At 67.6% G+C, this 25,234-nt stretch carries 24 protein-coding genes; 6 read left to right on the top strand and 18 right to left on the bottom strand.

Annotated elements, in window-relative coordinates:
• The first annotated feature begins 220 nt into the window (after positions 1-220).
• From BM43_RS27580 to BM43_RS27570, 3 genes are read left to right on the top strand one after another with little or no spacing between them, the layout of a single operon-like run.
• Entirely contained in the window at positions 221-1,045 is an 825-nt protein-coding gene (locus BM43_RS27580) for an ABC transporter permease (RefSeq protein WP_013696836.1), read from the top strand.
• The gene (locus BM43_RS27575) at positions 1,035-2,441 is read left to right on the top strand and encodes an ABC transporter ATP-binding protein (protein ID WP_036048052.1); all 1,407 of its coding nucleotides are present in this window, start codon (positions 1,035-1,037) and stop codon (positions 2,439-2,441) included. Before BM43_RS27580 ends, BM43_RS27575 begins: the two co-directional genes overlap by 11 nt.
• A 29-nt stretch (positions 2,442-2,470) precedes the next feature.
• Positions 2,471-4,432 (top strand): glycosyltransferase family 2 protein, encoded by a 1,962-nt coding sequence (locus BM43_RS27570; RefSeq protein WP_036048054.1) that lies wholly within the window; start codon positions 2,471-2,473, stop codon positions 4,430-4,432.
• Positions 4,433-4,462: 30 nt separating this feature from the next.
• Here the strand turns inward: BM43_RS27570 and BM43_RS27565 are convergent, their stop codons facing one another.
• The 5 genes from BM43_RS27565 to rfbB are packed head-to-tail and all read right to left on the bottom strand — an operon-like array spanning position 4,463 to position 8,778.
• Positions 4,463-5,353, bottom strand: a complete 891-nt coding sequence (locus BM43_RS27565; protein ID WP_036052856.1) for a glycosyltransferase family 2 protein — start codon at positions 5,351-5,353, stop codon at positions 4,463-4,465.
• 14 nt (positions 5,354-5,367) lie between these two features.
• Positions 5,368-6,264 (bottom strand): dTDP-4-dehydrorhamnose reductase, encoded by an 897-nt coding sequence (gene rfbD / locus BM43_RS27560; RefSeq protein ID WP_036048055.1) that lies wholly within the window; start codon positions 6,262-6,264, stop codon positions 5,368-5,370.
• A gap of 8 nt (positions 6,265-6,272) precedes the next feature.
• A complete protein-coding gene (gene rfbC / locus BM43_RS27555; protein ID WP_013696831.1) occupies positions 6,273-6,824 on the bottom strand; it encodes a dTDP-4-dehydrorhamnose 3,5-epimerase in 552 nt (183 codons plus the stop codon).
• Positions 6,809-7,702, bottom strand: coding sequence for a glucose-1-phosphate thymidylyltransferase RfbA (gene rfbA, locus BM43_RS27550; RefSeq protein WP_036048056.1), 894 nt, complete (start codon positions 7,700-7,702; stop codon positions 6,809-6,811). Before rfbA ends, rfbC begins: the two co-directional genes overlap by 16 nt.
• 14 nt (positions 7,703-7,716) lie before the next feature.
• The gene (gene rfbB, locus BM43_RS27545) at positions 7,717-8,778 is read right to left on the bottom strand and encodes a dTDP-glucose 4,6-dehydratase (RefSeq protein ID WP_036048057.1); all 1,062 of its coding nucleotides are present in this window, start codon (positions 8,776-8,778) and stop codon (positions 7,717-7,719) included.
• A gap of 369 nt (positions 8,779-9,147) precedes the next feature.
• Between rfbB and BM43_RS27540 the strand changes: the two genes are divergently transcribed.
• Positions 9,148-9,996: a symmetrical bis(5'-nucleosyl)-tetraphosphatase gene (locus tag BM43_RS27540; protein WP_036048058.1), complete on the top strand. Its 849-nt coding sequence runs from the start codon at positions 9,148-9,150 to the stop codon at positions 9,994-9,996.
• A gap of 98 nt (positions 9,997-10,094) precedes the next feature.
• Here the strand turns inward: BM43_RS27540 and BM43_RS27535 are convergent, their stop codons facing one another.
• The 8 genes from BM43_RS27535 to BM43_RS27500 form a co-directional block, all read right to left on the bottom strand.
• On the bottom strand, positions 10,095-11,003 hold the full coding sequence (locus tag BM43_RS27535) for a lysophospholipid acyltransferase family protein (protein WP_036048059.1): 909 nt from the start codon (positions 11,001-11,003) through the stop codon (positions 10,095-10,097).
• 14 nt (positions 11,004-11,017) lie between these two features.
• On the bottom strand, positions 11,018-12,295 hold the full coding sequence (locus tag BM43_RS27530) for a dihydroorotase (protein WP_036048060.1): 1,278 nt from the start codon (positions 12,293-12,295) through the stop codon (positions 11,018-11,020).
• 69 nt (positions 12,296-12,364) lie between these two features.
• Positions 12,365-13,396, bottom strand: coding sequence for an aspartate carbamoyltransferase catalytic subunit (locus BM43_RS27525; RefSeq protein ID WP_013696825.1), 1,032 nt, complete (start codon positions 13,394-13,396; stop codon positions 12,365-12,367).
• A 77-nt stretch (positions 13,397-13,473) separates the two neighbouring features.
• A complete protein-coding gene (gene pyrR / locus BM43_RS27520) occupies positions 13,474-13,992 on the bottom strand; it encodes a bifunctional pyr operon transcriptional regulator/uracil phosphoribosyltransferase PyrR (RefSeq protein ID WP_013696824.1) in 519 nt (172 codons plus the stop codon).
• Complete coding sequence (gene ruvX, locus BM43_RS27515; protein WP_025098733.1) at positions 13,979-14,422, bottom strand: Holliday junction resolvase RuvX; 444 nt, start codon at positions 14,420-14,422, stop codon at positions 13,979-13,981. Before ruvX ends, pyrR begins: the two co-directional genes overlap by 14 nt.
• The gene (locus tag BM43_RS27510) at positions 14,419-14,997 is read right to left on the bottom strand and encodes a YqgE/AlgH family protein (protein ID WP_013696822.1); all 579 of its coding nucleotides are present in this window, start codon (positions 14,995-14,997) and stop codon (positions 14,419-14,421) included. The genes ruvX and BM43_RS27510 overlap by 4 nt, the downstream gene beginning before the upstream one ends.
• Positions 14,998-15,293: 296 nt before the next feature.
• On the bottom strand, positions 15,294-16,601 hold the full coding sequence (locus tag BM43_RS27505; RefSeq protein WP_036048061.1) for a hypothetical protein: 1,308 nt from the start codon (positions 16,599-16,601) through the stop codon (positions 15,294-15,296).
• 135 nt (positions 16,602-16,736) lie between these two features.
• On the bottom strand, positions 16,737-16,907 hold the full coding sequence (locus tag BM43_RS27500; protein WP_006400971.1) for a rubredoxin: 171 nt from the start codon (positions 16,905-16,907) through the stop codon (positions 16,737-16,739).
• A 441-nt stretch (positions 16,908-17,348) separates the two neighbouring features.
• Here BM43_RS27500 and thiD point away from each other — a divergent pair, with 441 nt between their 5' ends.
• Positions 17,349-18,215 (top strand): bifunctional hydroxymethylpyrimidine kinase/phosphomethylpyrimidine kinase, encoded by an 867-nt coding sequence (thiD, locus tag BM43_RS27495; protein WP_013696820.1) that lies wholly within the window; start codon positions 17,349-17,351, stop codon positions 18,213-18,215.
• 145 nt (positions 18,216-18,360) lie between these two features.
• Here thiD and groL read toward each other — a convergent pair whose 3' ends face one another.
• The 3 genes from groL to BM43_RS27480 all read right to left on the bottom strand — a co-directional run bounded on the left by groL (position 18,361) and on the right by BM43_RS27480 (position 21,077).
• Entirely contained in the window at positions 18,361-20,001 is a 1,641-nt protein-coding gene (gene groL / locus BM43_RS27490; protein ID WP_013696819.1) for a chaperonin GroEL, read from the bottom strand.
• 52 nt (positions 20,002-20,053) lie between these two features.
• A complete protein-coding gene (locus tag BM43_RS27485) occupies positions 20,054-20,347 on the bottom strand; it encodes a co-chaperone GroES (protein ID WP_025098731.1) in 294 nt (97 codons plus the stop codon).
• A 373-nt stretch (positions 20,348-20,720) separates the two neighbouring features.
• Positions 20,721-21,077, bottom strand: a complete 357-nt coding sequence (locus BM43_RS27480; RefSeq protein WP_013696816.1) for a BON domain-containing protein — start codon at positions 21,075-21,077, stop codon at positions 20,721-20,723.
• Between the two features lie 372 nt (positions 21,078-21,449).
• Between BM43_RS27480 and BM43_RS27475 the strand changes: the two genes are divergently transcribed.
• Positions 21,450-21,920, top strand: a complete 471-nt coding sequence (locus tag BM43_RS27475; protein ID WP_025098730.1) for a MarR family winged helix-turn-helix transcriptional regulator — start codon at positions 21,450-21,452, stop codon at positions 21,918-21,920.
• Between the two features lie 137 nt (positions 21,921-22,057).
• Here the strand turns inward: BM43_RS27475 and mnmH are convergent, their stop codons facing one another.
• On the bottom strand, positions 22,058-23,110 hold the full coding sequence (gene mnmH / locus BM43_RS27470; protein WP_036048063.1) for a tRNA 2-selenouridine(34) synthase MnmH: 1,053 nt from the start codon (positions 23,108-23,110) through the stop codon (positions 22,058-22,060).
• 170 nt (positions 23,111-23,280) lie between these two features.
• On the bottom strand, positions 23,281-25,002 hold the full coding sequence (gene dhaL / locus BM43_RS27465; RefSeq protein WP_036048065.1) for a dihydroxyacetone kinase subunit DhaL: 1,722 nt from the start codon (positions 25,000-25,002) through the stop codon (positions 23,281-23,283).
• Positions 25,003-25,234 lie beyond the last annotated feature (232 nt).

The following is a 25,234-nucleotide window of genomic DNA, read 5'->3' as shown; positions in this document are numbered from 1 at the left end:
TTTACACTTGGACACACTTGTACGACGCTGTGAAGACAACGGCAAGGAACGAACCGCTGGCGCCGTATGACATAATTCAGCACGCTGCGAACGCGCCGCCCCATTCCAAGATCGCCCGGCGCCTCCGAGGTCCCCGCCAGCCCGATCTCGCCCACGCGGCAACACTTGCGTTCGCGGCCGCGGCACCTGCCGCCTCCGGCCATATTCTTCACTCGATACTATGCAAAGCTTCAGCACCTCGCCGCGCGCCCTTGCCGCGTCGCTGATACGGAATCGCCGTCTGCTGCTGGACCTGGCGCGCCGCGACGCGGTCGGCCGCTACAAGGGTTCGGTCCTCGGCATCTTCTGGTCTCTGCTGACCCCGCTCCTGATGCTGAGCGTCTATACCTTCGTATTCAGCGAAGTCTTCAAATCACGCTGGGGCGGCGCCTCACCGTCTGCCTCGAAGGGCGAGTTCGCCGTGGTGCTGTTCGCCGGCATGATCATGTTCAATCTCTTTTCGGAATGCGCGAACCGCGCACCCTCGCAGATTCTTTCGAATACGAACTTCGTGAAGAAGATCGTGTTCCCGCTCGAAATCCTGCCCTGCGTGACACTGCTTTCCGGGTTGTTTCACCTCTGCGTCAGCGCATTGATCCTGCTGGTCGCCGAATGGCTGATCCGCGGCCATGTGCCGATCACCGCACTGCTGTTCCCGCTGGTACTCGCTCCTCTTTGCGTGTTCATCATGGGCCTGAGCTGGCTGCTGGCAGCCACCGGCGTCTACCTGCGCGACATCGGTCAGACTGTCGGCATCGCGATCACGGCGCTGATGTTTCTCTCGCCCGTGTTTTTCCCAGTGTCTTCACTACCGTCTCGATTCCAGGAATTGGTCTACCTGAATCCGATGACCTATCCGATCGAACAGAGCCGCGACGTGCTGGTGTGGGGCAATCCCATCGACTGGAGCCGCTGGGGACCGTATTGTCTGATGGCGGTGGTCGTCGCCTGGATCGGCTTCGCGTGGTTCCAGAAAACCCGCCGGGGTTTCGCCGATGTCATCTGAGATCGCGGTTCGCATCTCCGGCGTCGCCAAGGGCTTCGAGTCGTATCGCCTGCCTGCCGACCGCCTCAAACGCAGCCTTTATTCGCTACTGGCGGCCGTCACGCCACTGCCCGCGCTGCGGCGTGCCTGGCAAGCCAGGGCGGATAATTGCGTGCGGATGTTCTGGGCGCTGCGCGAGGTCGATTTCGAAATCGCGCGCGGAGAGACGATCGGCATCATCGGCCGCAACGGCTCGGGCAAAAGCACCTTGCTGCAAATCGTCTGCGGCACGCTCGCGCCAACCCGAGGCACGGTCGAGACACACGGGCGCATCGCTGCACTGCTCGAACTCGGCTCGGGATTCGATGCCGAGTACAGCGGGCGCGAGAACATCTACATCAACGGTCAGTTGCACGGTCTCACACGTGATGAAATCGAGGCCCGCGTCGACGACATCATCGCATTCGCCGACATCGGCAAATTCATCGACCAGCCGGTCAAGACCTATTCGAGCGGGATGTTCGTGCGCCTGGCATTCGCGGTGATCGCGCATGTCGATGCCGACATCCTGGTGATCGACGAGGCACTCGCGGTCGGCGACGCCTTCTTCACGCAGAAGTGCATGCGCTTCCTGCGCCGCTTCCAGCAACACGGCACCGTGCTGTTCGTGAGTCACGATTCGGGCGCCGTGCGTAGTCTCTGCGATCGCGCGATCTGGCTCGATCGCGGGGTACTGCGGGAAAACGGTAGTTCGAAGTCCGTCTGCACCCATTATTTCGAGGCCTTCTACCGGCAGCAGCAGGGCGAAGGGCTTGCCTGGGACAAGCAGGCAGGGCACGTCAGGCGAACACACGGCGCACGTCGACGCCTGCCCGCCGTCGACCAGCGCGAGAAAGTCACGGCACGGCCCGCGGTACCCACTCCCGCGTTCGGCGGCACCGACCTCGATCCCCAGGCCTTGCCGGCTCATCGCGAGCGCGAGTTGATCGACGAAGTCGCGTTGCTGGGTGAGTCGGGCAAGCCCATCGCCTGGATCACCGGCGGCGACGCCGTAACGCTGCGCATCGTGCTGCGTGCTCCCGACGTCGGCATGCCGCCCTGTGTCGGCTTCATCGTGAAGGACCGGCTAGGCCAGGCGATTTTCAGCGACGATACCGCGTTCTCACCGGCAAGCGAGGTTACCGCGGGCGATCGCTGGCTGGCCGAATTTTGCTTTGCGATGCCGCTGCTGCCGCCGGGTGACTATGCGATCAGCGCGTACGTGCTGGCCGAAGTCGACGGCGCGGCGCGCGTGGTCGACTGCCTGCACGACGCCTGCATCGTCAAATCCGAATCCGCCCACCTGGCAACGGGGATAGCCGGCACACCGATGACCGCCATCACGCTCGGCATCGACGAACCCGCCGAGCCAGCCTGAGGCCGCCACACGCCTGTCCCGATAGATTCATGACCCACGTCACACCGCCCGATCCGTTCGATCCTCCCGCTGAGCCGACGCGTCCACATGTGCCGGGCAAACTGCAGCGGCTCGCCGCGATCCTGCCGCTCGCGCTGGGAACCGCGCGCCGCCAGGCCAGAACCCACGGCGGCTACGGCCGAGCCCTCGCTTACTGCATACGCACCCTGCGTCGAGAAGGTGTCGCCGGCTTCGCCAGCCGCCTGAGTCGCCTGCCGTTCAGCGCGCGCTATCGCGACTGGGTCGCTCGCTACGACAGCTTCGGCGACGCCGAGAGGGAAGTGGCGCTCGCCGCCATCTCGACCATGCCGACCTTGCCGCGCTTTTCGGTCGTCGTGCCGACCTACAACAGCGATATCGCGTTGCTGGACGCGATGATCGCGTCGATCCAGGCGCAGGTGTATCCACACTGGGAGCTGTGCATCGCCGACGACGCCTCGCCTTCGCCGGCCGTACGCCAGGCGCTCGACGCTCACCGGGCGCGCGACGCGCGCATCCGCGTACTCTATCGCGAGACCAATGGTCATATCTCGGAAGCAAGCAACAGCGCCTTGTCGCTGGCGACAGGCGATTTCGTGGTGCTGGTCGACCACGACGACATCCTGCCGCCGCATGCACTGTTCATGGTGGCGCGATACATCAACCGCTTCCCTCAGGCACGGCTGTTCTACAGCGACGAAGACAAGCTCGACGAGCGGGGCGAACGTACTGCACCCTACTTCAAGTCGGACTGGAATCCGCTGCTGTTTCGCTCGCAGAACATGTTCTCCCACCTCGGCGTGTTCGAGACCACCTTGGTCCGCGAGGCAGGCGGTTTTCGCAAGGGTTTCGAGGGTAGCCAGGACTATGACCTGGCGCTGCGCTGCATCGATCTGGCAGGCGACCACAGCGTGGTCCATATCCCGCACGTGCTCTATCACTGGCGAATCGTGCCCGGCAGCACGGCTGGCGGACGTTCCGCCAAGCCCTATGCAGAGATTGCTGCTCGCCGTGCGCTGCTCGAGCACCTGCAACGCGTGGGCCTGCCCGATGCGACGGTCGAGGAAGTTCATCCCGAGGTCGGCATCATCCGCGTGCGTTATCCGGTACCGAAGCCCGCGCCGCTGGTCTCGATCATCGTCCCGACACGCGACGGCGTCGTCTTGCTGCGCAAATGCATCGATGGCCTGCTGCATCGCACACGCTACCCAAACCTGGAAATCATCGTAGTCGACAACGGCAGCACCGAGCCGGCGACTCTCGCCTATCTCGAGTCGCTCAAGCAGCAAGCGTCGGTTCGCGTCTTCCGCGACGAGTCGCCGTTCAACTTCTCCATGCTGAACAACCGCGCCGCCGCGATCGCACGCGGTAGCTACCTGTGCCTGCTCAATAACGACACCGAGGTCATGAACGAGCACTGGCTCGACGAGATGATCGGTGTCGCTGCCCTGCCCGGGACAGGCGCGGTCGGTGCCGCACTCTGGTATCCCGATAACAGGCTCCAGCATGGCGGCGTGCTGCTCGGCCTGAACGGTATTGCCGGCCATCTGCACCACTTGTTGCACCGCGGCCAGTTCGGTTACGTGAATCGTGCCGTGTCGGTCCAGAACGTCTCGGCCGTCACGGCGGCCTGTCTGCTGGTACGCAAGGCACTCTACGAGCAGGTGGGAGGTTTTGAGGAATCCTTGCGCGTCGCATTCAACGACGTCGATTTTTGCCTGAAGCTGCGCGCGATCGGCTATCGCAATGCATGGACGCCGTTCGCCGAACTCAGACATCATGAATCGGCGAGCCGCGGGTCGGACATGTCCCCCGACAAGCAGGCCCGCTTCGCGGAGGAGGCCCAGTGGATGAAACAACGCTGGGGCGACGCTCTACCGCACGAGCCTGCCTATAACCCGAATCTCTCGCTCGCGGGCGATATGCCGCCATTCTCGTTCGCCGAGCCACCGCGCATCGGCATGCTCGACTGAGCCACCGACGCGAGTACCGCCGCTGCCCGCTCAGCGCGGCCGATAAGCCCCGAGCCTGCCCCGCAAGCCGTCGACGAAACCCTGCCAGGCCATTCGCACATGCTCGCGACGGCGATCGGGGAACAGGCAGTAGATGGCGATACGCACCGGCAACTTGACCAGCTCGGCCGTCTTCCAGGACAGTGGCATCGATCCGCGCATGGCGAGCGCAACGATATTGCGAAACTGGTAGTAATGGCGGATCGGCCCGTGCATGGGATAGTTACGTCCAAGCACGCGCACCGGCTCGCCGCCGAGTTCATGACTCAGACGCAGCCAGGGCACGCCGATCACGCGATAACCGGCCCGCTTGGCCCGCACGCACCATTCAAGATCGACAAAATCGATGAACAGCGCGGCATCCATCGGACCAATCTCACGCCAATAGCGCAGGTTCACGCAGGAACCGGAGGTAATCAGGAAATCAACGTCGATCGGCACCTCGCCCATCGGCGCGATCCGACGGAAACGTCCCCAGCCGAAGCGTACGAACGGGGCCACGCCGCGCAGGCGGGCGTCCTCGTAGGCAGGGCCGCCGAGCGCAACCGGACGCTGCGTCGTATCTGCCGCGGCCACTGCGGCGGGCAGTTCGCCCAGGAGCTTCGAGGTCGGCTCGCTATCCTGATCGAACAGCATCGCCATCGTGAAGCCCTGCTCGATCAACCTCTCGACTCCCTGATTCAGGGCGAGCGCGATACCCAGGTTCTCACCGTTCGGCAGATATTCGATGGCGGGGTCCAGACCGAGCGCGACGGCATCAGCCACCGTTTCCGAATTGTCGACGACCACGCAATGAAGGTTGGCGGCGAGACGATTAGCCCGCGCTACACAGGCGGCATCGGGACGATAAAACACCACCACCGCACCGACACGCGGCGGCATCGGCACCGAGCCGCTCAATCCGTCCTCATACACAAGCGCAATGCCTCTCGCCAATCCGGCACAGTCAAGCCGAAACTGCGTTCGAGCTTGTCCATCGACAGCCGCGAGTTCGAGGGGCGCGTTGCCGGGGTCGGATAGGCGGAAGCGGGAATCGGTCGCACAAGCGGTCGACGTTCGCCGCCCGACTCCGCGAAGATCGCCTCGGCGAAACCATGCCAGGAGGTCTCCCCTGCCGCAGCCAGGTGATAGATGCCGGAGTGGTTTGTCCACCAATCGTCGGACGTGCAGCCCGTCGCGACCGATTGCGCAAGAATCGCCGCCGTCAGGTCGGCGATGGTCCGCGACCACGTCGGCGCGCCGATCTGATCGGCCACCACGTTCAATTCGTCGCGCTCGGCACCGAGGCGCAGCATGGTTTTCAGGAAGTTGCGCCCACGCATGCCATACACCCAGCTGGTACGCAGGATCAGGTGACGGCAACCGGATGCCACGATGGCCCGCTCGCCATCGAGCTTGGTCCGCCCATAGACATTCCGTGGCCCGACGGGATCGGTCTCGACATAGCGCCGCTCGCCTTCGCCGGCATAAACGTAGTCGGTCGAGTAATGCACCAGCGCGGCACCAACCCACTTTGCCTCCTCGGCAAACACCGCCGGTACCTCGACATTCAGGCGCGTGGCGGCTGCCACGTCCGTCTCCGCCTGATCCACGGCGGTATAGGCCGCCGGGTTGACGATCAGTTGCGGCTCGATCTCGCGCACCACGCGGCGAATCGACTCCGGCTCGGATAAATCGAGCGCCTGCCGGTCCAGCGCGATCACGCGCCCCAACCCTTGCAGGCTGCGGGCCAGTTCGTAGCCGACCTGGCCATTGATGCCGGTCAGCAGGATCGTACGTTGCCGTTTTGTCATGGTCGAACTCAGGCGTAAACGTCGGCCTGGGCCAGCCGCGAGCCAGCCGCATCCTTTGCCGCGAGTTGCGGCTCGAAATCGATCTGCCAGTCAATCCCGAGCGCCGGATCGTTCCAGACGATGCTGCGCTCGAATTCGGGGTACCAGTAGTCGGTCGTCTTATAGAGAAATTCGGCTGATTCGCTCAGGGTCACGAAACCATGCGCGAAGCCTGGCGGCACCCATAGCTGGCGAGCATTCTCTGCGCTCAGGCGCACGCCAACCCACTTGCCGAAATTCGGGGAGGACTTGCGGATATCGACGGCAACGTCCAGCACCTCACCTGCAATCACGCGCACGAGCTTGCCCTGTGCATGCTCGATCTGATAATGCAGCCCACGCAGTACGCCACGCGCCGAGCGTGAATGATTGTCCTGGACGAACACCGCCTGCGGGTCGACCTTTTCTGCAAACTCGCGGCCGTTGAAGCTCTCGTAGAAGAAGCCGCGCGCATCGCCGAACACCTTCGGCTCGATGATCTTGACTTCCGACAGTGCCGTTTCGCTTACCTGGATTGCCATGCCACCTGTTCCGTCAAAAGATTCTTCAGATACTGCCCATACGCGTTCTTCGCGAGCGGCTGGGCAAGCTTGAGAACCTGCTCACCGTCGATCCAGCGATGCCGGTAGGCGATTTCCTCGGGGCAAGCGACCACCAACCCCTGGCGCTTCTGCAGTGTCGCGATGAAGGTCGCCGCCTCGATCAGGGAGTCGTGCGTGCCGGTATCGAGCCAGGCATAACCACGCCCCATGATTTCGACGTCCAGCTTGCCGGCCTGCAGGTAGCGCGAATTCACATCCGTGATCTCGAGCTCACCGCGCGGGGAAGGCTTGATGTCGGCAGCGATGTCGCAAACCTGGTTATCGTAGAAGTAGAGCCCGGTAACCGCGTAGTTCGAACGGGGCTTGGCCGGCTTTTCTTCTATCGACAGCGCACGGAAATCCGCATCGAATTCCACGACGCCGTAACGCTCGGGGTCATGCACGTGATAGGCGAATACGGTCGCGCCTTCGATGCGCTCGTCGGCCCGATGGAGCTGCTTGACGAGATCGTGGCCATAGAAAATGTTGTCGCCGAGGATCAACGCCGACGGATCGCTGCCGATGAATTCACGGCCGATCAGAAACGCCTGCGCCAGACCATCCGGCGACGGCTGCACCGCATACTGGATATTCATGCCCCACTGCGAACCGTCGCCGAGCATCGCCTCGAAGCGCGGCGTGTCTTGCGGCGTGGAGATGATCAGCACATCGCGAATCCCCGCGATCATCAGCGTCGACAGCGGATAGTAGATCATCGGCTTGTCGTACACCGGCAGCAGCTGCTTCGACACCGCGTGCGTGATCGGGTACAGACGCGTGCCGGAGCCGCCGGCGAGGATGATGCCCTTGCGTGCCATGGTTTTGCTCCTCGTCACGCGCGCTGCGCGTAGTTCATCTCGACCCACTTGCGGTACTCGCCGGATGCGACTTCCTCGGCCCAGACCTGGTTGTCGAGATACCAGCGCACCGTCTTCGCCATGCCGGTCTCGAAGGTTTCTGCCGGCTTCCAGCCCAGCTCGCGCTCGAGCTTGCGTGCATCGATCGCGTAGCGGCGGTCATGCCCCGGACGATCGGTGACGAAGCTGATCTGCTCGCGGTACGAGGCGCCCGCCTTCGGCTTCAACTCGTCGAGCAGGTCACACAGCACGTGCACCACGTCGAGATTCTTCTTCTCGTTCCAGCCGCCGACGTTGTAGGTTTCACCGGGCACGCCGCGCGCGAGCACTTCGCGAATCGCCGAGCAGTGATCGCCAACATACAGCCAGTCGCGTACGTTCTGGCCATCGCCATAGACCGGCAGCGGCTTGCCCGCCAGCGCATTGGCGATCATCAGCGGGATCAGCTTCTCGGGGAACTGATACGGGCCGTAGTTGTTCGAGCAGTTGGTGGTCAGCACCGGCAGCCCGTAAGTATGGAAATAGGCACGCACCAGATGGTCCGAGCCGGCCTTGGTTGCCGAGTACGGGCTGTTCGGCGCGTACGGCGTGGTTTCCGAGAACTGCGGATCGGTGGCCGACAGCGAACCGAACACTTCATCGGTGGAGACGTGAAGGAAGCGGAACGAGGTCTTCGCGTCGGCATCGAGCGTGTTCCAATACTGGCGTGTCGCCTCGAGCATAGTGAAGGTGCCGACCACGTTGGTCTGCACGAAATCGGCTGGACCGTGGATCGAGCGATCCACATGACTTTCGGCAGCAAAATGCAGGATCGCGCGCGGACGATGTTCGACCAGCAGCGCGTCGATCGCCGCGCGATCGCAGATGTCGACACGCGCGAACACGTGATTCGGATTGTCCTGCAGCGACTTCAGCGTGCCGAGGTTGCCCGCGTACGTGAGCTTGTCGACATTCAGCACCGGCTCGTCGGATTGCGCGAGCCAGTCCAGCACGAAATTGGCGCCAATGAAGCCGGCACCGCCCGTCACCAATATCATGGGATTCCCTTGTCGAAAAACGGAGTCTGATCGAGCCGATGAGCGGAATTTGCCGCCGGCCCCTCGGAGTGTGCGCCGTGAATCGCGTATATCTATTGTTGTTCGGCCATCTGGCGAGCGGCCCCGCCATCAACCCATAGGGACGCAATTATAAGGCCTGTGCCGGCCTAAAAAACATGCCTCTAACATCTTGCAACAGCTTGACAAATGTCGATAAATCAGAGTTTTATGCGAATTTCATTCTAAGAAAATTCCGATTCGCAGGATATTCCCTTCGCATGCTGCGGGAACCGAAGCCCTGAACGACTTGTGGTACCGTGCGTCGGAAGCTTGCGAAACATCGTTAAATCGCACCACATCCATCCCGCAATGACCTTTGCCCCCGGCCCTGTGCCGATCGCCATCGGCGACCTCCAGGGTTGCCACGCCCCCCTCGTCGAGTTGCTGTCCCGCCTGGCGCCCTCCGACGACACCCCGCTCTGGTTCGCCGGCGACCTCGTCAACCGCGGGCCGGCCTCGCTGGCCACGCTGCGCGAGGTGATCGCGCTGGGCGAGCGGCGCGTGGCCGTGCTCGGCAACCACGACCTGCACCTGCTGGCCGCCGCGGCCGGCATCCGCCAGTTGAAGGCGGGCGACACGCTGGCCGAGATCCTGGAGGCGCCCGATGCCGAAGCCCTGCTCGAATGGGTCCGCCAGCGACCCTTCGCGCATTTCGAGCACGGCAAGCTGATGGTGCATGCGGGGCTGCTGCCGCAATGGGATGTCACGCTCGCGCTCGAACTCGCCGACGAACTGCAGCGCGCGCTGCGCGCGCCCGACTGGCGCGAGACGCTGCGCGGCCTGTACGGCAACGAGCCGAATCAGTGGAAGGCGGGATTGTCGAAGCCGGAGCGGCTGCGCGTGGCCTTCAACGCCTTCACGCGGATCCGCTTCTGCACGCCGGACGGCGCCATGGAGTTTCGCGGCAACGGCGGCCCCGATTCGGCGCCGGAAGGTCATCTGCCCTGGTTCGAGGTTCCCGGGCGGCGCAGCGCCGACGTGACCGTGGTGTTCGGCCACTGGGCCGCGCTCGGGCTGATGCTGCGCGACAACCTGGTCGCGCTCGATTCGGGCTGCGTGTGGGGCAATCGCCTGTCGGCCGTCGAACTGAGCGACGATCCGGCCGCGCGACGCGTCACGCAGGTGGCCTGCGAGCGCTGCGGTTCAGGCAAGGACTGAGGAAGGAGGGGCGCCGGGCACGGCGCCTCGCGCGTGATTGGATCGCGCGAGGCGAGGCACATCGATGCCGCCCCGGCCTCGCGCTGCCCGATCGGGCTTCAGGCGTCGCGACGCGCGACCGGCTCGGTCTCGCCCGCGGCATTCGCCGCCACCGTGGACGCCACGGCAGCCTCGGCGGTCTCGGTCGAGGCGCTCGACGCGGCGGCAGCCTCACCACCCGCCGGCACTTCATCGATCGCCAGTTGCGCGAGCGCCTCGGCGCTCGGCCGCCCGCACCCGGCCTGCATCTCGGCCAGCGCATCGGCCACCGCCGCGCGAGCCCGCGCCGACAGCCCGCGCCGGTCCTCACCCGCCTCGATCGGCGCGCCCACGTAGAGATGCGCGACCAGCGGCCGGTCGCGCAGCACGCGATCGAGCGACTTGCCCAGCGACATCTTGCCGGTATAGGCCGGCGCCAGCGACTGCCGGCCCTGCCCGTCCTCGTACATGATGCAGACCGGCTGCACCGGGCTGCCGGCCTCGACGGCGGCCTGGAACAGGTTGGCATGGAAGGGCAGCAGCTCGAGCCCGTTCGAGGTGGTGCCCTCGGGGAACACGCACATCAGCTCGCCGCCGCGCAGCCGCTCGGCCAGCTCGTGCATGATGCGCTTGGCCTCGCTGCGCTTCTCGCGCTGCAGGAAGATGGTGCCGAGCTTCTCGGCCAGCCAGCCCACCACCGGCCATTGCCGCACCTCGGCCTTCGAGACGAAGGGCGTCGGCCGCCAGGCATTGATCACGTAGATGTCCAGCCAGGACACGTGGTTGCCGATCACCAGCGCCCCCGCGTCGAGCCTCGCCTCGTCGTGATGCACGACCAGGCGCATGCCGCACAGCGCCAGCATCTTCAGGGTCCAGCGACGCGTGAGTTCCTGCCGGCGCGCCGGGCTCGCACCGCCGAACCGCAGGGCGATGGTCGCCATGCCGTGCAGCAGGTGCACGATCAGGCGCAGCTTGCGCAACGCTCTCATGATGCCCGCCCCGCTCAGCGACGCTCGAAGGCGACCTGGCCGGCGACGAGGGTCGCGCGCACCCGGGCCGGCAGCTCGTAGCCGAGGAACGGCGTGTTATGGCCCTGGCTCTTCAGGGCACGCGGCTCGACCTGCCAGTGCGCGGCCGGATCGAACACCACCAGGTCGGCCACGCCGCCCGGCACGAGGCGCCCGGCCGGCAGCTTCAGCACGTCGGCCGCGCCGGCGGTGATGCGGTTCAACGCGCGCGCCAGCGGCAGCCCGGCCTCCTGGGCCCACTTGACGGTCAGCGACAGCAGCAGCTCCAGGCCGGTCGCGCCGGGCGTGGCCTCGGCGAAGGGCAGCAGCTTCTCGTCGTCGTCGACGGGGGTGTGATCGGAGCAGATCGCGTCGATCGTGCCGTCCTCGACGGCCGCGCGGATGGCGGCGCGGTCGCGCTCGGCGCGCAGCGGCGGATCGAGGCGGAACTGCGAGTCGAAGTAGCCGATGTCGAGGTCGATCAGGTGCAGGTGGTTGGCGCTGACGTCGCAGGTGATCGGCAGGCCCTCGGCCTTGGCCTGGCGCACCAGCTCGATGCCGGCCGCCGAGGACAGACGCGCGATGTGCACGCGCGCGCCGGTCACGCGTACCAGCTCGCGGAGCGTGTGCAGGGCGATCGTCTCGGCCGAGACCGGCACGCCCGACAAACCCAGCCGCGAGGCGAGCGGCCCGCTGGCGGCGACCCCGCCCTTGGCGAGGAAGGCGTCCACCGGGCGCAGCCAGACCGTGTAGCCATAGGTGCTCGCGTACTGCAGCGCGCGCAGCAGCACCTGGGTGTCGCGGATCGGCACGTTGGCCTGGGTGAAGCCGATGCAGCCCGATTCGGTCAGCTCGACCATCTCGGTGATCACCTCGCCCTTCAGGCCGACCGTCAGCGCGCCGAGCGGATAGACGTGCGCCTGGTGCAGCTTGCTGGCGCGGAACTTCAGCATCTCGACCAGGCCCGGCTCGTCGAGCACCGGGTCGGTATCGGGCTGGCAGACCAGGCTGGTGACGCCGCCGGCCACCGCCGCGGCCATCTCCGATTCGAGCGTGGCCTTGTGCTCGTAGCCGGGCTCGCGCAGCCGCGCCGAGAGGTCGACCAGGCCAGGCGCGACGATCAGGCCGCTCGCGTCGATGGTCCTGGCCGCCTGGAAATCGGCCGGCGCCGCGCCGATCGCGACCACCTTGCCGGCGGCGATGAACACGTCGGACTGTTGTTCGGTGCCGGCGACCGGATCGACCAGCGTGCCGCCCTTGATATGAATCTTCATGTGCTGCCTGCGAATGCGTTGGATGCGTTGAATTCGATGGCCGGCCGGCGTGGCGCCGGGCCGGGCCGGTCAGTCGCTATTGCCCGCGACGATGCCCATCACGGCCATGCGGACCGCGATGCCGAAGGTGACCTGGTTGAGGATCACCGACTGCGGGCCGTCGGCCACCTGCGAGTCGATCTCGACGCCGCGGTTCATCGGGCCCGGGTGCATCACGATCGCGTCGGGCGCGGCCAGCGCGAGACGCTCGGGCGTCAGGCCCCAGCTCTTGAAGTACTCCTGCGCCGAGGGCAGCAGCGCGCCGCTCATGCGTTCGTTCTGCAGGCGCAGCATGATGATCACGTCGACGCCCTTCAGGCCTTCGTCGAGGTTGTGATAGACCTTCACGCCCATCTGCTCGAGCCCGCCCGGCAGCAGCGTGCGCGGGCCGATCGCGCGGATCTCGGGCACGCCCAGCGTGGTCAGCGCGTGGATGTCGGAGCGCGCCACGCGCGAGTGCAGGATGTCGCCGACGATCGCCACGCGCAGCTGCGTGAAGTCGCGCTTGTAGTGGCGGATCGTGTACATGTCGAGCAGGCCCTGGGTCGGGTGCGCATGGCGCCCGTCGCCGGCATTGATCACGTGCACGTGCGGCGCGCAGTGCTCGGCGATCAGGTAGGGCGCGCCGCTCGAGGCATGGCGCACCACGAACAGGTCGGCGTGCATCGCCGAGAGGTTGTTGATGGTGTCGAGCAGCGACTCGCCCTTGCTGGTCGAGGAGGCGTTGATGTTGAGGTTCAGCACGTCGGCCGACAGGCGCGTGGCGGCGATCTCGAAGGTGGTGCGGGTGCGCGTCGAATTCTCGAAGAACAGGTTGAACACCGACTTGCCGCGCAGCAGCGGCACCTTCTTCACCTCGCGGTCCGTCACGCTGACGAACTGCTCCGCGGTATCGAGGATGTGCGTGACGATCGACTTGGGCAGGCCCTCGATCGACAGCAGATGCTTGAGCTCGCCGTTCTTCGTGAGCTGCGGGTTGCCCTTCAGGAAGCCGGGGCGGAAGCGTTGGGCGGGCGCGGCCGCGGCTTGGGCGCCGCTGCGGCCGGAGGTGTCGGTGGTCATGGTGTACGTGAATCCAAGGTGTTGCCGGGGCAGCGCCCGCGCGCGAACACGCGCGGCGGGCGCCGGTCGAGGCGCGCTCAGTGCTCGCGCGCCTCGAGTTCGAAGGTGAAATGGAGGTCGGCGTCGCGGGCCAGCACCAGGGTCGCCTCGGCCGGCACCTCGAGCGTGCCGCCCAGGAAGCGCGCCGCCACCGGCAGCTCGCGCCCACCGCGATCGGCCAGCGCCGCGAGCTCGACCGCGGCGGGCCGGCCGTAGTCGTACAGCTCGTTGAGGGCCGCGCGCACGGTGCGGCCGGTGTACAGCACGTCGTCGACCAGCAGGATGCGGCGGCCTTCCACCGCGAACGGCAGCGAGGTCGGGCTCGCCTGGCTGTGCAGGCCCTTCTTGGCGTAGTCGTCGCGATGCAGGGCCACGTTGACCACGCCGAAGCCCGGCGCCTTCAGGTCGCGCGCCAGCCGCTCGGCCAGCCAGGCGCCGCCGCTGTGAATGCCGGCGATCGCCGGGCCGTCGCTGGCCGCGAAGGCGGCGTCGCCGTAGGCGCCGCGGATCTGGTCGAGCAGCGCGCGGTAGAGCGCTTCGGCGTCAATGGAACTCATGATGGTCGGGCAACTGGTCGAGATAGTGTTGAAGGATCACGCGGGCGGCCTCGGCGTCGATGGCCGCATCGGCCTTCGCGCCGCGCGCGCGCAAACCGGCGCGCGCCTCGACCGACGAATAGCGCTCGTCGATCCAGCTCACGGGAAGGTTGAAGCGGCCGTTCAGTTGATTGCCGAAGCGCTTGGCCTGCTGCGTCATCTCGTGCGGCGTGCCGTCCGGGTGCATCGGCAGGCCGACCACCAGCGCATCCGGCCGCCATTCAGCGATCAGCGCGCCGACGGCCTCGAAACGATATTCGCGATTCAGGTTGGACACGATGACGAGCGCGCGCGCCGTGCGCGTCAGCGTATTGCCGACGGCCACGCCGATGCGCTTCTCGCCATAATCGAACGCGAGCAAGGTGGCCTCGCGCGCGGGGACACCGCTCATGCGTGGCCTGCCTCGCCCGAGAGCATCGTCGAGGACACGCCGAGCAGGCCGAGCGCGGCCTCGAAGCGCTCCTCGGCCGGCGTGTCGAACACCACGCGCGGATCGGCGGCCACCGTCAGCCAGCCGTTCTTGGAGATCTCGTCCTCGAGCTGGCCCGCGCCCCAGCCGGCATGGCCGAGCGTGAGCAGGAAGCGCTTGGGCCCGCTGCCCGAGGCGACCGCCTCCAGCACGTCCTTGGAGGTGGTCATCTCCAGGCCGCCCTCCACCGTCATCGAGGAACTGTAGCTGCTGCCCTCCACCGGCTCGTGCAGCACGAAGCCGCGCTCGGTCTGGACCGGGCCGCCGAAGTAGACGGGGATATGCAGGAGGGGCTCGATCTCGAGCTTGAGGTCGATGCGATTGAACAGCGATTCGAGGTCGATGTCGGTGGGACGATTGATGACGAGGCCCAACGCACCGCGTTCGCTGTGATCGCAAAGGTAGACCACCGTTCCCGAGAAGGTCGGATCCGACATGCTCGGCATCGCGATCAGGAACTGGTTGGTGAGATTGATGCGATCGGAACTCTTTGACATGGTGTGAATTTTAGCAAAGACCTCGCGGCGGGACGCAGCCCGCGAGGGTCGATAAGACGGATCACGTCGCACTCTATCACGCGAGCGGGGCCGGTCGGCAGGCTGGGTGCGAGGCCCGGACGACGCGCCGGGCACGGGCGCAGTCACAAAATGGCCATTGTCCCCGATGTGTTCGAATCGGTTGTGAAACCCGGCCAGATAGCCGCAAACCGATGCGAACGGCGGACCGGGCGAGCCGATGGGGTCCGACGCGATCGAGCCGCAGCGTGCCGGGCCGGTTTGGCTCGGCGGGCACCTCAGGGCCGCGCCGCCTCGAGCGAGGCGCCCAGGGCCGCGCGCGCGGCCGCCAGGTCGGGCGGCGCCACGCCGGCCGCGATCTTGTAGAGCGCCGCGCGCAGCGCATCGGAGCCGGCCGCCAGCGCGGCACCGCCGTCGTCGGGCGGCAGGCTGTGGGTGATGCGCCGCCAGCCCAGCGCCACCGCGTCGGCCATCAGGGCCGTCTGGCCAAGCCCGAGCGCAGCGGCGGCCGAGCCGACGCGATAGGCCGCCGCCGCGGCGCGCCAGGCCTGGCCGGCATCGACAGCGCCCGGCTCGCCGGTGAGCTCGGCCATCGAGGCGTCGGCGGTCTGCAGGAAGTCCTCGTAGGCATGGCCGTTGACGGTCACCACGCCGAGCTGGCGCGTGGCCGCCGCGTCGCGCAGCGCATCGGCCTCGGCGCGCGCGGCGTCGACCTCCCAAAGCATCTCGGATGCCTGCGAGCCGGCCACGTGCCAGTCGACCGTCAAGCCGTAATCGTTGAGCAGCTCGACCTCGGCGGCATCCTCGGCGGCCGCGCCGTACAGCGCGAAATCGCGCCAGACGAGCGCCAGCGTCTCGCGCACCAGCGCCGGGGCGACGACTCGCGCCCCGCCCATCTGCTCGCGCAGCACCAGGTTGCCGCGCGCGAGCCAGCGTCGCGGCGACGTGCCGGACGCGCCCTGCAACGCCCGCAGGCACGCGCGGGCGAGCCGCCAGTAGTCATAGGGATCGGGGCCGGCCAGCGCGGCCAGGCAATTGTCGAGCGCCTCGAGCGCCGCCGCGGGCGGTGCCTCGGGCTCGCGCAGCACGGCCAGCAAGGCCGCCTCGTAGGCCGCGCGCAGATGCGCGAGCCGCTCGGCCGGCAGCGCGGCGAGCGTGGCCGGCGGCACCGGCCGCCCGGCCAGCGCCAGCACCTCGAACGGCGCGGCCTCGGCGGCAGGCGCGCCGGCCAGCCGGCGCAGCGCGCCGTAATGCGCATGCAGCACCGGCGAGCAGGCCAGCTCGCGCAGGTTGCGACGCGCGATCGCCCAGCGGAAGTCGCGCAGGGCCTGGCGAAACTCGGCGGTGATCGTGAGCTGCCCCGCCGCGCCCTCGCTCGCCACCGCGGCCAGCGCCTCGGCGTAACGCAGCCCGGCCAGCCAGCCCGCGTCGCGCAAGGCCGCCGCGACGGTGCGCAAGGCCCGCGGCAGCGCCTCGCCCGACGCCGTGCTGGCCTCGGCGAGCGTCGCCTCCGCCAGCAGCACGGCACCGCCACGCGGATTAGGCAGGGCGTCGGGGATCGGTATTACGGTCGGGGACGTCGTCATGGGCACGCAACCGTCGACGCGGAGAGCTCGAACGCCGCGCGGCCGGACCGCGTGACGGGCCGGCACGCCGGCGCCGCGTCGGACGCGCCGGCTGGCGGCCTCGGGACGTGCCGCGGAAAACCGCTCAGATCTCGCTCAGATCTGCACCATCTCGAAGTCTTCCTTGCGAGCGCCGCATTCCGGACAAGTCCAGTTGATCGGCACATCTTCCCAGCGCGTACCGGGGGCGATGCCCTCGTCGGGCAAGCCCGCCTCTTCGTCGTAGATCCAGCCGCAGATCAGGCACATCCAGCTTTTGTATTCCATCGTTTGCCGCGCAGGGGAAAAAACCATTGTTTGGGGAGACGTGATGGTAACGTGCGGACGGCCGCCCTGCCTAGCACCGCGGCTCTAGCCGGGACTGCGACGTTCTGTCCAGCGGTTTGTCCGGATTCTTGTCCGGGCGCTTGCTCGGGATCGATCGCCGGAGCATCGCCATGGCCAGGCACGCCATCACCGCTCACAGCGATCTTCCCGCCGCCGCTGTGGAGATCCCCGATCCGCACCCGATTGAACTGCCGCGCGGCACGATCGCCGCGATCCTTGCACGGATGCGCGCGCAAGCGTCTCGATCCGCCGCAAACGCCCGCCACACATTGCATTGCGTTAAAAAAAACACTTCATGCACAGGTTTCCAACGCATAATGACCGGCAAGGCGCACCCAGGTGGTGCGCCGCCCGATCGTTCTTCTCTTTCCCCGATTTTTCATGTCCAGCAACGCCCCTCCGATCGTTCTCACCTTCGGTCTGTCCGATCCCACCGGCGGCTCCGGCCTGCAGGCGGACCTGCTGACGCTGGCGAGCATGGGTTGCCACGGCGCCACGGTCCTGACCGGCTACACGGTTCGCGATTCGGCGTCCTGCGATGAAGTGACCGGTCTCGACCCGGACACGGTGGTCGCGCAAGCGCGGATGCTGCTCGAGGACATGCCGGTGGCCGCCTTCAAGATCGGCGCCACCGCGCGCGCCGAGGTGGTCAGCGCGATCGCCGAGGTGGTCGCCGACTACGACGGCGTGCCGCTGGTGCTGGCCCCCGACTTCACGCTCGACGACGAGCATGTGCTGGCCGCCGACGACCTGCGCGAATCGATCGCCGACCTGCTCGCGCCGCAGACCACACTGCTGGTGGCCGACCACGCCACCCTGATCGCGCTGGCCCAGCCCGACGGCGACGCCGAGGCGCCGAATCTCGACACAGCGATCGCCCACCTGCTCTCGCAAGGTTGCGAATACATCCTCGCCACCGAGACCGGCACACACCGGCTGGTCAATACGCTGTACGGCGAGGAAGGGCAGATCCGGCAGGATCTCTGGGAACGCACGCCGCACCGGCTGATGGGCGTGACCGACACGCTCGGCACGGCGATCGCGGCGCTGCTCGCGAACGGGCAGGAGCCGCCCGAGGCGGTGCGCGAGGCGCAGGAATATCTCTACCAGGCCGCGCGCGATGCGTTCCGGCCCGGCATGGGTGCCTGGGTGCCCGACCGCTTCTTCTGGGCACGCAGCAACGAGGAGGCCGCGCAGGCCCAGCCCGCCGCGCCGGCCGCGCCGCCGTTCGGCGCCTCGCGGCACTGAGGCCGACGGCGGGCCGGCCCCGCCCGGGGACCGCAAGCCGCCGCCAGCCGTAAACGACAAAAAACCCGCATCACTGCGGGTTTTTTGTTTTGCAGGACCGGGCGCGCATCGCTGCGCGCCCGTCGATGCGATCGACCGAAGTCGATTACATGTCCATGCCCATGCCGCCCATGCCGCCGGGCATGCCGCCAGGCATCGGAGCATCTTCCTTCGGCAGCTCGGCAACCGCTGCGTCCGTCGTCAGCAGCAGGCCGGCCACCGAAGCGGCGTTCTGCAGCGCGGTGCGCGTGACCTTGGTCGGATCGACCACGCCAGCCTCGACCATGTCGACGTACTCGCCCGTTGCGGCGTTGTAGCCATAGTTACCCGAACCGGCGGCAACCGCGGCGACCACGACGCTGGCTTCTTCGCCGCCGTTCGTGACGATCTGGCGCAGCGGCTCTTCCATGGCGCGCAGCACGATCTTGATACCGGCGTTCTGGTCGGCGTTGGCGCCGGTCAGAGCGGCGATGGCGGTGCGAGCGCGGATCAGCGCGACGCCGCCACCGGCCACGATGCCTTCTTCCACAGCTGCGCGCGTGGCGTGCAGTGCGTCTTCGACACGTGCCTTCTTTTCCTTCATTTCGACTTCGGTCGCGGCACCGACCTTGATCACGGCCACGCCGCCTGCCAGCTTGGCAACGCGCTCTTGCAGCTTCTCGCGATCGTAGTCCGAGGTGGCTTCCTCGATCTGGGCGCGCACTTGCTTGACGCGCGCCTCGATGTTCACGGCTTCGCCGGCGCCATCGATGATCGTGGTGTTTTCCTTGCCCACTTCGATGCGCTTGGCCTGGCCCAGCTCGGCCAGCGTGGCCTTCTCGAGCGTCAGGCCGGTTTCTTCCGCAACCACTTGACCGCCGGTCAGGATCGCGATGTCTTCCAGCATCGCCTTGCGACGGTCGCCGAAGCCCGGAGCCTTGACGGCGACGGTCTTCAGGATGCCGCGGATGTTGTTGACCACCAGGGTGGCCAGCGCTTCGCCTTCGACGTCCTCGGCGATGATCAGCAGCGGACGGCCGGCCTTCGCGACTTGTTCCAGGACCGGCAGCAGGTCACGGATGTTCGACACCTTCTTGTCGTGCAGCAGCACGAACGGGTTGTCGAGGACGGCGACTTGCTTGTCCGGGTTGTTGATGAAGTACGGCGACAGGTAGCCGCGATCGAATTGCATGCCTTCGACGACGTCGAGCTCGTCGGCCAGCGACTTGCCGTCTTCGACCGTGATCACGCCTTCCTTGCCGACCTTGTCCATCGCTTCAGCGATGCGATCGCCGATCGACGAATCGCTGTTCGCCGAGATCGAGCCGACTTGCGCGATTTCCTTGTTGGTGGTGCAGGGCTTGCTGATCTTCTTCAGCTCTTCCACCGCAGCGGCGACGGCCTTGTCGATGCCGCGCTTCAGGTCCATCGGGTTCATGCCCGATGCGACGTACTTCATGCCTTCGCGAACGATCGATTGCGCGAGGACGGTTGCCGTCGTCGTGCCGTCGCCGGCGTTGTCGCTGGTCTTGGAAGCGACTTCCTTGACCATCTGCGCGCCCATGTTCTGGAGCTTGTCCTTCAGCTCGATTTCCTTGGCGACCGACACGCCGTCCTTGGTCACCGTCGGGCCACCGAACGAGCGCTCGAGGACCACGTTGCGGCCCTTCGGACCCAGCGTGACCTTCACTGCATTGGCGAGAATGTTCACGCCTTCAACCATCTTCGAGCGGGCGGAATCGCCGAACACGACGTCTTTAGCTGCCATCTTCTAACTCCTTGGATTCTGGAATGGATTCGCTGGGAAGCGTTACGCGGGCTTACGCCGCGTTGACCACGGCCATGATGTCTTCTTCGCGCATCACGAGCAGTTCCTGGCCGTCGACCTTGACGGACTGGCCAGCGTACTTGCCGAACAGGACGCGATCGCCAACCTTCACGTCGAGCGCGATCGGGGCGCCCTTGTCGTCGCGCTTGCCCGGGCCGATCGCCAGCACTTCGCCTTGATCCGGCTTTTCAGCGGCGGCTTCGGGGATCACGATGCCCGATGCCGTCTTGGTTTCCTGATCCAGGCGCTTGACGATCACGCGATCGTGCAAAGGACGAAGGTTCATGTTCACTCCTCTCTTTCTTGAATGGGACTGAAGTACACAAGGATGCCGACGGGCTGTCGCCCACCGGCGAATTGTTAGCACTCTCGTGCAGCGAGTGCTAATTATATGGACGAGGTTTGACAAATTCAAGAACGGGGGAGCGAGGTTTTTTTATGCAAATATTTAACGATGCGGAGAATATTTTCCCCGCGTCGATCGCGCCCCATTGAGAGGAGGCATGACGGGCGCCGGTTCCGGCGCTGCGTGGTGCTGCGCGGCACGGCTATCGCCGGCACCCGCCGGCAGGGAAATCGAATCCGTTCGAGGAAACGAAGTTGGCGGGCCGGCCAGAAGCCCGTCGGTTTCGAGTCGAGCCGACTGGCCGGCCGCGTGTTCAGTGCGCTTCGTACACGCTCAGCTTGCTGTCCACCGACTGCACGCCCGGCACCTTGGCGGCGATGTCCTGCGCGATCTGGTCCTGCGACGGGTCCATGATCATGCCGGCGAGGATCACCTTGCCGGTACGCGCCTTCGAGAACACCACGATCTCGGTGTCGTTCAGGTCGCTCGACTTGTCGAAGGCCTGGCGCACCTTCTTCGCCAGCGCGTGATTGGCGGCCTTCTCGGCCTTCATCTCGGCGCGGATCTGCTGGCGCGTCGGCGTCGTGGCGTCGCCGGACTGGGCGAAGGCGGTCGAGGAGATCATCAGTACGGCGACGGCGCCGGCGAGGATCGGTTTGCTGAGGGTCATGGCAATCACCTGTGAATGGACCTGCGGTGGGTTGTAATGGCGTGGTACGTCGCGCGTAGGGCCCATCGAGGCCGATTCGCGCTGGTAGACAGCATAGGGCGCCGCCCGTCCCCGCTCCATCGAACCTTCGGTGCCCCGCGCCCATACGAACGGCCATGGCAATACCTACCTTCGGATAGCCCGGCCGCGCCCCGCGCCCTCCCGTCGGCCGCGAACCGCCCGGCTTTTGTATCACAACGTATCCGGCGCGGGCGCCAGACACACGGCCATACAGAAAACGCGCCTCGCCGGCACAAGCCGGATACGTCGGCGCGCTCCAATACCGTCATCGATCGCGCGGCATGCGCCGTCGCTCGCCCTACGGACTCGATCATGACGGAACCCAAGCTCTCCCCGGCCTTCCCCGCCGGCCCAATCAGCAGCGAGATCGCCCGCGACTGCCTGTTTACACGCACACGGCAACTCTCCCGCTTCCTGACCGCGATCTACGACGACGCGTTCCGGCCGTTCGGCATCAACGCGCCGCAGTTCTCGCTGCTGGTGCTGATCGTCGATCTCGGCCCGCTCACGCGCTCCGACCTGGGTCGCAGCAACCAGCACGATCGCTCGACGCTGACCCGCAACCTGCAGCCGCTGATCGCGCAGGGCTGGGTGGAGGAAGCACGCGAGGCGGGCGACCGCCGCATCCGCCTGCTGTCGCTGACCGAGCGCGGCAACGCGCTGCTGCGCGAGGCCGCCTCGGCCTGGCAAGCGGCGCAGGCGCGCGCCAAGGCGCAGCTCGGCGAGCACGGCGCCCGTGCGCTGATGGAGCTGGCGGGCACGCTGCCGCGTCGCGCGGGATAAGCACGTCGCCGTGACTGGTCGAGATGCTCGATCGATAGGGAGACCGAAACGTCATTCGCTCGCGCCTGGCTAGATAGATCGGTCTTATGTAACACGCCACCGGCGAACCCTCGGCCAGGCTCACCACATGGCTCGAATCAGCCCAGCAGTTCGAGCAGCGCGCGCGCCTGCGCGGCGAGTTCGTCCTCGGCCGCCATCGGCCGGAACGCAAAGGCGGTGGCGGTGGCGATCTGGCGGAACGCAGCATGGCTGCTGCGCGTGTAGGCGGGATCGTAATGCTGGTCGATCAGCGACTCGAACAGCTCGCCGCGCGCGCCGACCTCGGCCAGCGCCTGCCAGTCGCGGATCCGCGCATGGCCGTGCAGTTCGGTCAGGCGCGCGAGCTGCTGCCGGAACGCCAGCGGGTCGTCGAACAGATGGCCGTAGTCGCGCAGCAGCAGGGCCACGCGATCCTCGCGCGCGGTCTCGACGGCGACGCAGCGCGCCGCGTGCATGCCGGCCAGCACCGGATCCGGCAAGCTGATGCGCCCGATGCGGCGGCTCTCGGCCTCGACGAACACCGGCCGGGCCGGATCGAAGCCGCGCAGCGCCAGCACCAGCGAGGTATCGAAACCCTTCTGGGTGGGCTGCTGGGCGCCCGGCAAGGCGCCCAGCAGCGAGCCGCGATGCACGGCCAGGCCCTCGAGATCGAGCACCTGCGCGCCGGCCCTGGCCAGCGCACCGAGCAGATGCGTCTTGCCGCTGCCGGTGCGCCCCGTCAGCACGATGTAGCGCAGCCGCGCCGGCAGTTCGTCGAGCTCATCCACCACCCAGCGGCGATAGGCCTTGTAGCCGCCGTCGAGCTGCCGCGCGCGCCAGCCGATCAGGTTGAACCAGGACGTCATCGAGCCCGAGCGCTTGCCGCCGCGCCAGCAGTAGATCAGCGGGCGCCAGTTGATCGGCCGGTCGGCGAAGGTGGTTTCCAGGTGCGCGGCGATGTTGCGCGCCACCCAGGCCGCGCCGACCCGCGTCGCCTCGTAGGGCGAGACCTGCTTGTACATGGTGCCGATGATCACGCGCTCGTCGTTGCTCAGCACGGGGGCGTTCAGCGCGCCGGGAATATGGTCCTCCGCGTACTCGAGCGGCGTGCGCACGTCGATGATTTCGTCGAACTCGTCGACGCGGGACAGCGGAACAAGGAAGGGATTCACGGCGGACAGGCGCGCGCGGCGCGAAGGGCAGCAGACAGCCGCGGATTATCGCATGCGCGCCCGACGCGCCCTGCGCGGCCCGGTCGCGCGGCTGCCGGCGGGCCGGCCCGGGCGCGATCTCGCCAGGGCCGGCCTGACCATGCACGGGCGGGCCGGGATCGGGTTCGAACTCAGTCGCGCAGCGCGTCGCGGATCGCCGCGAGCCACAGGCCGACCGCATGCGCGCCGGGATCGGGATGGCCGAGCGCGCGTTCGCCGAGATAGCTGGAGCGGCCGCGCCGGGGCAGCAGGGTGGCGGTGCCGGCCGCGCCCTCGATCGCGGCCGCGGCGGCCGCGTCGAGCGCCTGCCGCAGGTTGCCGCCGTTCGCGTCGAGCGCGGCGCGCATCGCGCGCGCGGCCGGGTCGAGCGCGTCGACCATGGTGCGATCGCCGGGCCGCGCGCCGCCGATCTCGCTGACGCCCTCGACCGCCGCCACGAAGGCATCGGCCCAGGCCGAGGCATCGGGCCGGGCGGCCGCGTCGAGGCTGGCCGCCGCGCGCATCAGCATCGCCGCGTAAAGCGGGCCCGAGGTGCCACCCACCACGCGCCGCAGCGTCGCCGACATGGCGCGCAGCACCGCGCCCGGGCGCGCCGCGTCGGGCCAGCCGCCGGCCTCGGCCTCGATCGCCTGCGCCGCACGCGACAGGCTGATGCCGAGATCGCCGTCGCCGACCCGCTGGTCCATCTCGGTGAGCAGCGCCTCGGATTCGCGCAGCTTCAGGCAGACCGCCTCGATCACGCGCCGCAGCACCGCGTCGCGCGCGAGCCGCGCGCCCTCACCCTGCGTGCGCCGCGCCGCCTCCGGCGCGGCCGGCACCGGCCTGCTCTCCTGCGGCGCCACGCGGCCGGCCCGCGCCGGCCAGGCCGGCGCCTCGGTCGGCGAGTCGAGCGCGGCAAGACGCGCCTCGTCGACACGCAGCAAGCTCAGCGAGATGCCGGCCATCTCGAGCGCGCTCAGGAAAGTGCCGGCCCAGGCGCGCTCCACCACCGCGCCGCGCGCGGCCAGCGCCCGCAGCGCCGCGTCGGCGACGATATCGAGCTCGCCCGGCGGGGTACCGCCGAGATTGTTGACCAGCAGCGCCACGCGCGCGCCGCGCTCGAGGGCCAGGTCCTCGGCGATGCGCGCGATCAGCCGCGCGGCCACCGCCTCGGCCGATTCGAGTTCGGCGCGCTCCACGCCGGCCTCGCCATGGATGCCGAGCCCCCATTCGATCTCGCGCTCGCCGAGCGTGAAACCGGGCGTGCCGGCGGCCGGCACCGTGCAGGGCGACAGCGCCACGCCCATCGTGCCGAGCGCGGCGGCGGCCTCGCGCGCCTGCCGCGCCACCTCGGCCAGCGGCAGCCCGGCCGCCGCGGCCGCGCCGGCGATACGGTGCACCAGCACCGTGCCGGCCAGGCCGCGCCGCCCCGCATGTTCGCCGCGCGCGGCCAGCGCCACGTCGTCGGCGACGATCACGGTCTCGACGTCGATCCCCTCGGCACGCGCGATCTCCGCCGCGAGCCCGAAATTGAGCCGGTCGCCCGTGTAGTTCTTGACGATCAGCAGCACCCCGGCCGGCCCGGCCACCGCGCGGATCGCGTCGAGCACCGCGTCGACCGAGGGCGAGGTGAACACCTCGCCCGCCACCGCCGCACTCAGCATGCCGGCGCCCACGTAGCCGGCATGGGCCGGCTCGTGACCAGCGCCGCCGCCCGATATCAGCGCGACCTCGCCGCGCGAGGCAGCCTCGGCCGCGTCGGCGCGGACCACGATGGTGCGGCCGGCGAGCAGGGCGAGATGCGGGTTGAGCGCGACCAGCCCGTTCAGCAGGTCGGGCACCACGTGTTCGACATCGTTGATCAGCTTCTTCATTCGGCAGGTCCTCCGGGAGTCTCGCTCCCGTTCGTCTCCAGGGTCGGCGCGGGGAGCGCATGCGGGCGGCGCGGCGCCCGGGCTCGGGTGCGCCACGGGCCGCGCTCGCGCGGGCGTGCGTCACTATAGGACGTTCGCGCGCGGCGCGGTGCCGCACAAACGTTGTGCTTACGCCGGTTCGTAAGCTGCGCCGGCAGCGAGTTCCCCTGATGACAGGCAGCAGCGATGGCAC

It is taken from the genome of Burkholderia gladioli, from assembly GCF_000959725.1.
Taxonomy (GTDB): Bacteria; Pseudomonadota; Gammaproteobacteria; order Burkholderiales; family Burkholderiaceae; genus Burkholderia; species Burkholderia gladioli.
The sequence above is the reverse complement of the archived record's forward strand: the minus strand, read 5'-3'. Positions and strand labels throughout refer to the sequence as shown.

Coding starts and splice junctions, on each gene's coding strand:
- BM43_RS27565 (WP_036052856.1), bottom strand. CDS start 5,353: ATGCCGCCGCGTGTCGGTGCGGTGGTGGTGTTTTATCGTCCCGATGCC.
- BM43_RS27540 (WP_036048058.1), top strand. CDS start 9,148: ATGACCTTTGCCCCCGGCCCTGTGCCGATCGCCATCGGCGACCTCCAG.
- BM43_RS27535 (WP_036048059.1), bottom strand. CDS start 11,003: ATGAGAGCGTTGCGCAAGCTGCGCCTGATCGTGCACCTGCTGCACGGC.
- BM43_RS27480 (WP_013696816.1), bottom strand. CDS start 21,077: ATGACCCTCAGCAAACCGATCCTCGCCGGCGCCGTCGCCGTACTGATG.
- dhaL (WP_036048065.1), bottom strand. CDS start 25,002: ATGAAGAAGCTGATCAACGATGTCGAACACGTGGTGCCCGACCTGCTG.
- pyrR (WP_013696824.1), bottom strand. CDS start 13,992: ATGAGTTCCATTGACGCCGAAGCGCTCTACCGCGCGCTGCTCGACCAG.
- BM43_RS27530 (WP_036048060.1), bottom strand. CDS start 12,295: ATGAAGATTCATATCAAGGGCGGCACGCTGGTCGATCCGGTCGCCGGC.
- BM43_RS27475 (WP_025098730.1), top strand. CDS start 21,450: ATGACGGAACCCAAGCTCTCCCCGGCCTTCCCCGCCGGCCCAATCAGC.
- groL (WP_013696819.1), bottom strand. CDS start 20,001: ATGGCAGCTAAAGACGTCGTGTTCGGCGATTCCGCCCGCTCGAAGATG.
- BM43_RS27580 (WP_013696836.1), top strand. CDS start 221: ATGCAAAGCTTCAGCACCTCGCCGCGCGCCCTTGCCGCGTCGCTGATA.
- rfbC (WP_013696831.1), bottom strand. CDS start 6,824: ATGGCAATCCAGGTAAGCGAAACGGCACTGTCGGAAGTCAAGATCATC.
- ruvX (WP_025098733.1), bottom strand. CDS start 14,422: ATGAGCGGTGTCCCCGCGCGCGAGGCCACCTTGCTCGCGTTCGATTAT.
- BM43_RS27575 (WP_036048052.1), top strand. CDS start 1,035: ATGTCATCTGAGATCGCGGTTCGCATCTCCGGCGTCGCCAAGGGCTTC.
- BM43_RS27570 (WP_036048054.1), top strand. CDS start 2,471: ATGACCCACGTCACACCGCCCGATCCGTTCGATCCTCCCGCTGAGCCG.
- rfbA (WP_036048056.1), bottom strand. CDS start 7,702: ATGGCACGCAAGGGCATCATCCTCGCCGGCGGCTCCGGCACGCGTCTG.
- rfbD (WP_036048055.1), bottom strand. CDS start 6,264: ATGACAAAACGGCAACGTACGATCCTGCTGACCGGCATCAATGGCCAG.
- BM43_RS27525 (WP_013696825.1), bottom strand. CDS start 13,396: ATGACCACCGACACCTCCGGCCGCAGCGGCGCCCAAGCCGCGGCCGCG.
- BM43_RS27500 (WP_006400971.1), bottom strand. CDS start 16,907: ATGGAATACAAAAGCTGGATGTGCCTGATCTGCGGCTGGATCTACGAC.
- thiD (WP_013696820.1), top strand. CDS start 17,349: ATGTCCAGCAACGCCCCTCCGATCGTTCTCACCTTCGGTCTGTCCGAT.
- BM43_RS27510 (WP_013696822.1), bottom strand. CDS start 14,997: ATGTCAAAGAGTTCCGATCGCATCAATCTCACCAACCAGTTCCTGATC.
- BM43_RS27505 (WP_036048061.1), bottom strand. CDS start 16,601: ATGACGACGTCCCCGACCGTAATACCGATCCCCGACGCCCTGCCTAAT.
- BM43_RS27485 (WP_025098731.1), bottom strand. CDS start 20,347: ATGAACCTTCGTCCTTTGCACGATCGCGTGATCGTCAAGCGCCTGGAT.
- rfbB (WP_036048057.1), bottom strand. CDS start 8,778: ATGATATTGGTGACGGGCGGTGCCGGCTTCATTGGCGCCAATTTCGTG.